Origin of the sequence: Tumebacillus flagellatus, from assembly GCF_000714935.1 — a bacterium.
GTDB classification, from domain to species: Bacteria; Bacillota; Bacilli; order Tumebacillales; family Tumebacillaceae; genus Tumebacillus; species Tumebacillus flagellatus.
Genome location: NZ_JMIR01000103.1, coordinates 1 through 569, shown reverse-complemented (window position 1 = coordinate 569; position 569 = coordinate 1). Strand labels below are relative to the sequence as shown.

Here is a 569-nt window from a genome sequence, read left to right as displayed (position 1 = left end):
GCTATTTAGGTAGCGCCTCGTGAATTCATCTCCGGGGGTAGAGCACTGTTTCGGCAAGGGGGTCATCCCGACTTACCAACCCGATGCAAACTGCGAATACCGGAGAATGTTATCACGGGAGACACACGGCGGGTGCTAACGTCCGTCGTGAAGAGGGAAACAACCCAGACCGCCAGCTAAGGTCCCAAAGTCATGGTTAAGTGGGAAACGATGTGGGAAGGCCCAGACAGCCAGGATGTTGGCTTAGAAGCAGCCATCATTTAAAGAAAGCGTAATAGCTCACTGGTCGAGTCGGCCTGCGCGGAAGATGTAACGGGGCTAAACCATGCACCGAAGCTGCGGCAGCGACGCTTATGCGTTGTTGGGTAGGGGAGCGTTCTGTAAGCCTGTGAAGGTGTGCTGTGAGGCATGCTGGAGGTATCAGAAGTGCGAATGCTGACATAAGTAACGATAAAGCGGGTGAAAAGCCCGCTCGCCGGAAGACCAAGGGTTCCTGTCCAACGTTAATCGGGGCAGGGTGAGTCGACCCCTAAGGCGAGGCCGAAAGGCGTAGTCGATGGGAAACAGGT

Annotated in this window: 1 rRNA gene; it reads left to right on the top strand. The window is 55.2% G+C overall.

What is annotated here, in order from left to right:
• Positions 1-569 (top strand): 23S ribosomal RNA (locus EL26_RS23150); the annotation flags it as partial.